This window comes from Micrococcus sp. KRD096, assembly GCF_017168495.1.
In the GTDB taxonomy this organism is placed as follows: Bacteria; Actinomycetota; Actinomycetes; order Actinomycetales; family Micrococcaceae; genus Micrococcus; species Micrococcus luteus.
Genome location: NZ_JABFAY010000005.1, coordinates 1 through 5741 on the forward strand (window position 1 = coordinate 1; position 5741 = coordinate 5741).

Here is a 5741-nt window from a genome sequence, read left to right on the forward strand (position 1 = left end):
CGGTCAAGTCCCTGGAAGTGGTGTAACCGTCTTCGAGGCATGAGAATCAGGCCAGGGCCGGCATCACCTCCGTGCCCATCACGGTGCCCGGTTCTTGCGTGAGGGGCTCGCGGCAGCGGGCCAGCAGCTCGAGACCGAGGTACCGGCGGCCCTCGGCCCACTCATCCGTCTGCTCAGCCAACACGGCCCCCACGAGCCGCACCACGGCATCCCGGTTCGGGAAGATGCCCACCGCGTCCGTGCGGCGCCGGATCTCCCGATTCAGGCGCTCGGCAGGGTTGTTCGACCAGATCTGGGACCACACGTCCTTCGGGAACGAGATGAACGCGAGGATGTCCTCCCGAGCAGCATCGAGGTGCCCAGCCACGGCGGGCAACCGCTCGGCCACGTAGTCCAAGAGCCGGTCGAACTGGGCGTGCACCGCCGGCCCGTCAGGCTGGTCGTAGACGCTGTGGAGCATGGCCTTCACCGCCGGCCACATGGCCTTCGGGGTCACCGCCATCAGGTTCGCGGCATAGTGCGTGCGGCACCGCTGCCACACGGCCCCGGGCAGGTTCGCCGCGATGGCTTCGACCAGGCCACGGTGGGAGTCCGAAGTCACCAGTCTCACCCCGTGAAGGCCGCGGGCGACCAGATCAGCGAAGAACTCGTTCCACGCCGCGCCTGACTCCGTGGTGGCCACCCGCAGCCCGAGTACCTCACGTCGCCCGTCAGCGTTGACGCCGGTGGCGACCATGGCCACCGCGTTGATCACCCGACCACCCTCGCGAACCTTCATGGTCAGGGCGTCCGCGGCGAGGAACACGAACGGGCCGGCATCCCCCAGCGGGCGGTGCCGGAACGCGTCGATGTGCTCGTCCAGCTCGGCGGCCATCCGGCTGACCTGGGACTTCGAGAGCGAGTCGATGCCCAGCTGGCGCACGAGCTTGTCCATGCGTCGGGTGGAGACCCCAGCGAGGTAGCAGTCGGCGACGACCGTGATCAACGCGGACTCGGCCCGCTTGCGTCGCTCGAGCAGCCACTCTGGGAAGTACGTGCCGGCGCGCAGTTTCGGGATGGCCACGTCGATCGTGCCGGCGCGGGTGTCGAGGGGCCGGTGGCGGTACCCGTTGCGCTGTGCGGTGCGGGTATCAGAAGCGGTGCCGTACTCGGCGCCGCAGACCGCGTCTGCGTCAGCGCTGAGCAGGGCGTTGATCACGGTCTGCAGCAGGTGGCGCAACAAGTCCGGCGAGGCTTCGCCGATCGCTTCGCGTAGCAGGCGTTCAGGGTCGACAATGTGAGGAGCGGTCATCGTGGTGATGTCCCTTTCGAGAGTGCTGTGGAAGGTTCACTCGAAGGCTCCCACGGTGACCGCGTCCATGCTGGGGACGGTGTTGGCGGCCGGGGAGGGTTACACCACTATCAGGGACTCAACTCGTGCTGAGTCGTGGGGGTCAGGCGGTGGGGCTGGCCAGGGCGGTGAGCGGGATGCCCCGCTCCTCCCCCCATGCCTGCCAGTGGGCGGCGTCGTGCCGGGAGAGGGCCTCGGTGAGCTGCGCGCGGACGTCCCCGTCCGCGTCCAGCCCGAGGCCCTCGACAAGCGCGGCCGCGAAGTGCGGCTCGAGCGCGCCGACGGCCACATGGCCCTCGGCCGCCGGATACACCCCGTAGTGGGGCAGGGCCCCGCCCAGGGGGCTGCGCGGGCCCGTCATGCGGTGCCGGTTGGGCAGGGCCAGGGCGTGCGCCGCATCGGCGAGCGCCACCGTGGCATGCCCGCCGTCCCCGTCCGCGCCGCGGGCCCACAGCAGGGCCAGCGCGGCGGAGACGGCCCGCTCGGCACCGTGCAGATCCGCCGCGAGGATCCGCGGTGGAGCCCCCGGCGCCAGCAGGCCCGCCGCGGCCTGGTAGTTGATGTCATGGCCTGGCACGTCCGTGCGGTCCCCGTCGTATCCGGTGATGTCCACCTGGCAGATCCGCCGGTGGCGGGCGCGGACGGCGTCGGCGTCCAGGCCCAGCCGGCGCAGCGCCCCGGAGCGGTGGGAGGTGAGGAACACGTCCGCCTCGGCCAGGATCTGCTCCATCTCGGCGGCCCCGGCCTCGGACTTCATGTCCACGGTGCGCACCGACTGCCCGCGGTGCAGTTCCTCGTAGAGGGCCGGCACCAGGGTGGCCACGGGGTCCCCGCTGGGCGGGAGCACCGTGACGACGTCGGCGCCCAGCTCCTGCAGGCGGGCCGCGGCGGCGGGCCCGGGCAGGTTCAGGGCGATGGTCACCACGCGCACTCCGGCCAGCGGTGCGGCGCTCATCGGCCCGGCCCCTCGCCCCGCTCGGCCCGCTGCCGGAGGGTGTCGCCGGGACGGAACCGCTCGCCGTAGCGGTCGGCCAGCTCGTCGGCGCGGGCCACGAACGCGGCCGGTCCGCCCTCGCGGTGCGTCATGAACGTCACGGGCCCACCGGTGTGCGGCGGGAAGCCGATGCCGAACACGCCGCCGAGGTTCGCCGAGGGGGCGTCGGTGAGGACGCCGTCGTCGAAGCAGCGGGCCGTCTCGATGGCCATGCGGTACAGCAGGCGGTCCTGCAGGTCCTGCTCGGGCACGTCCGCCCCGGTGGCGAAGTGCTCGGCCAGGCCCGGCCACAGGTGCTTGGGGCCCTCCTCCGGGTACTCGTAGAAGCCGGCGCCCTGAGCGCGGCCCGGGCGGCCGAACTCGTCCACCAGCCGCTCCACCACGCGCTCGCCCGGACGCACCGGACGCTCACCGCCGGCCTCGGCGACGGCCTTCTCCTCCTCGCGGCGGATGTGCTGGATCAGGGTCAGGGAGACCTCGTCCATCATGGCCAGCGGGGAGGCCGGGAAGCCGGCGTGGCGGGCCGCCCGCTCGATCCGCTGCGCGTCCACGCCCTCCTCCACGAGGGCCGCGGCCTCGAGCACGAGCGTGCCGTAGACGCGGGAGGTGTAGAAGCCGCGCCCGTCGTTGACCAGGATGGGCAGCTTGCGGATCTGCTGCACCAGGTCGTAGGCACGCTCCACCGTGCGCTGGGAGGTCTGCTCACCACGGATGATCTCCACGAGCTTCATCCGGTCCACCGGGGAGAAGAAGTGCAGGCCGATGAAGTCCTGGGAGCGCTCCCGCGGGCCCTGCAGCAGGGTGATCGGCAGCGTGGAGGTGTTGCTGCACAGCAGGGTGTCCGGGCCGACCACCTTCTCCACCTCGGCGAACACCGAGTCCTTGAGCTCGACGTCCTCGAACACGGCCTCGATCACCGCGTCCACGTGCGCGAGGTCCTGATAGTCCTCGGTGGGCTGCACGCGGGCCAGGACGGCGTCGGCGTCCTCGCGGCTCATGCGCCCCTTCGCCACGCGCCCCTCGAGGAGGGCGCCCACCCGCTCACGGCCGCGCTCGGCGGCCTCCAGGCTGACGTCCTTGAGCATCACGTCCACGCCGTTGAGCGCGAGCGCGTGGGCGATGCCCACGCCCATCATCCCGGCGCCCAGCACCGCCGCCGTGGTGATCGTGCTGCGCTCGCGGGAGGGACCGCCCAGGGCCGCGCCGGAGCGCAGCGCCTGCATGTCCGAGTGGAACGCCTGGATCATGGCGGAGGAGGTGTGGCCCGTCACGAGGGACACGAAGTACCGGGTCTCGATGCGCGAGGCGGTGTCGAAGTCCACCTGCGAGCCCTCCACCGCGGCGCTGAGGATCGCCTTCGGGGCGGGCAGGTCCGCGCCGTGGAGCTGCCGGCGCAGGGTGGCGGCGAACGCGGGCAGGCGGGAGGCGAAGGAGGCCTGGGCGGGGGTGCCGCCGGGGATCCTGAAGCCCTTGACGTCCCAGGGCTTCACGGCGGCGTCGGCGTCGGCGCGGTGCTCCAGGATCCAGCGCTTGGCGGCGGGCACCAGGTCCGCGGGGTCGGTCACGACCTCGTCGATGATCCCCTTCTCCATCGCGGCCCGGGCGTCGCGGGCGGTGCCCTGCAACAGCCACTCCATCAGGGCGCGCTCCACGCCCACCATGCGCACCAGGCGGGTGATGCCGCCGCCTCCGGGCAGCAGGCCCAGGGTGACCTCCGGGAGGCCGACCTTCAGCCCCGGGTCGTCCACGGCGATGCGCCGGTGGCAGGCCAGGGCGATCTCCAGGCCGCCGCCGAGCGCCGTGCCGTTGATCGCGGCGACCACGGGGCGGCCGAGGGTCTCGAGGCGGCGCAGCTGGCCCTTGACCCGCTGCGTCAGCGCGAACACGGACTCCACATCCTCGGGGCCGGCCTGGGCCAGGGAGTCCAGGTCGCCGCCGGCGAAGAAGGTCTTCTTCGCGCTGGTCAGGACGACGCCGGTCACCGTGTCCCGCTCCGCCTCCAGGCGGTCCACGACGGCGTCCATCGCGTCCTGGTACCGCTCGTTCATCGTGTTGACCCGCGCCTGCGGGTCGTCCATGGTCAGCGTGACGACGCCGTCGGCGTCCTGGTCCCAGGTGATCATGTGCTCACTCATGCCGGTGCTCTTCCTGCCGTGCTGGTCGGTCGGGTGTGTGGGGCGCTCAGACGCGCTCGACGATCGTGGCGACGCCCATGCCGGCGCCGATGCAGAGCGTGGCGATGCCGGTCCGCAGGTCGCGCCTCTCGAGTTCGTCCACGAGGGTGCCGAGGATCATGGCGCCGGTGGCCCCCAGGGGGTGGCCCATGGCGATCGCGCCGCCGTTGACGTTGGTCTGCTCCTCGGTCCAGCCCATCTCCTTCATCAGCAGCAGCGGCACGGCCGCGAACGCCTCGTTGATCTCCACGAGGTCGATGTCCGCGGCGGTCATGCCGGCCACCTCGAGGGCCTTGCGGCACGCCGGGGTGGGGCCGGTGAGCATGATGGTGGGCTCGGAGCCGACGACGGCGGCGGAGACGATCCGGGCCCGCGGACTCATCCCGGCCCGCCGGCCGGCCTCCTCGGAGCCGATCAGCGTCAGCGCGGCGCCGTCGACGATGCCCGAGGAGTTGCCGGGGTGGTGCAGGTGCTCGATCCCCGCCAGCGAGCTGTACTTCTCCAGCGCCACGGCGTCGAAGCCCGCCTCCCGGCCCAGCGCCTCGAAGGAGGGCTTGAGCGTGGCCAGGGTCTCCACGGACGAGTCGGGGCGGATGGTCTCGTCCCGGTCCAGCACGGTCATCCCGTTCATGTCCGTCACCGGGACCACGGAGCGGGCGAACCGGCCCTCCTGCCACGCCGCCGCAGCACGGCGGTGGCTCTGCGCGGCGAAGCGGTCCAGCTCTGCGCGGCTGAATCCCTCACGGGTGGCGATCAGGTCCGCGGAGACGCCCTGCGGGACGAAGTCGGTGGCCAGGGAGGTGGCCGGGTCCATGGCCCACGCGCCGCCGTCGGAGCCCATGGGCACGCGGGACATGGACTCCACGCCGCCGGCCACGAGCAGAGACTCCCAGCCGGAGCGGATGCGGGCGGCGGCCTGGTTCACGGCCTCGAGCCCGGAGGCGCAGAACCGGTTCAGCTGCACGCCGGCCACGGTCTGCGGCAGGCCCGCCTTGAGGGCGGCCACCCGGGGCAGGACCGCGCCCTGGTCGCCCACCGGGCTGACGCAGCCGAGGATCATGTCCTCGATGTCGGCGGGGTCGAGCCCCTCATGGCGGTCGCGCAGCGCGTGGGTCAGGCCGACGACGAGGTCGATCGGCTTGACCTCGTGGAGGGAGCCGGAGGGCTTGCCGGCACCGCGCGGCGTGCGGAGGGCGTCGTAGAGGAAGGCGTCCTGGGTCACGGGGTCTCCTGGGGTCGGGGT

The 5741-nt window shown here is 72.5% G+C and carries 4 protein-coding genes; all 4 read right to left on the reverse strand.

Features of this window, described 5'->3' with window-relative positions; translation table 11 throughout:
- Positions 1–46 precede the first annotated feature (46 nt).
- Positions 47–1291 (reverse strand): IS256 family transposase, encoded by a 1245-nt coding sequence (locus J1M41_RS03165; protein ID WP_031943898.1) that lies wholly within the window; start codon positions 1289–1291, stop codon positions 47–49.
- A 142-nt stretch (positions 1292–1433) separates the two neighbouring features.
- The gene (locus J1M41_RS03170) at positions 1434–2285 is read right to left on the reverse strand and encodes a CoA transferase (protein WP_206451124.1); all 852 of its coding nucleotides are present in this window, start codon (positions 2283–2285) and stop codon (positions 1434–1436) included.
- The gene (locus J1M41_RS03175) at positions 2282–4459 is read right to left on the reverse strand and encodes a 3-hydroxyacyl-CoA dehydrogenase NAD-binding domain-containing protein (RefSeq protein WP_206451125.1); all 2178 of its coding nucleotides are present in this window, start codon (positions 4457–4459) and stop codon (positions 2282–2284) included. Before J1M41_RS03175 ends, J1M41_RS03170 begins: the two co-directional genes overlap by 4 nt.
- A 46-nt stretch (positions 4460–4505) precedes the next feature.
- Complete coding sequence (locus J1M41_RS03180) at positions 4506–5720, reverse strand: acetyl-CoA C-acetyltransferase (RefSeq protein WP_036336657.1); 1215 nt, start codon at positions 5718–5720, stop codon at positions 4506–4508.
- Positions 5721–5741: the final 21 nt, after the last annotated feature.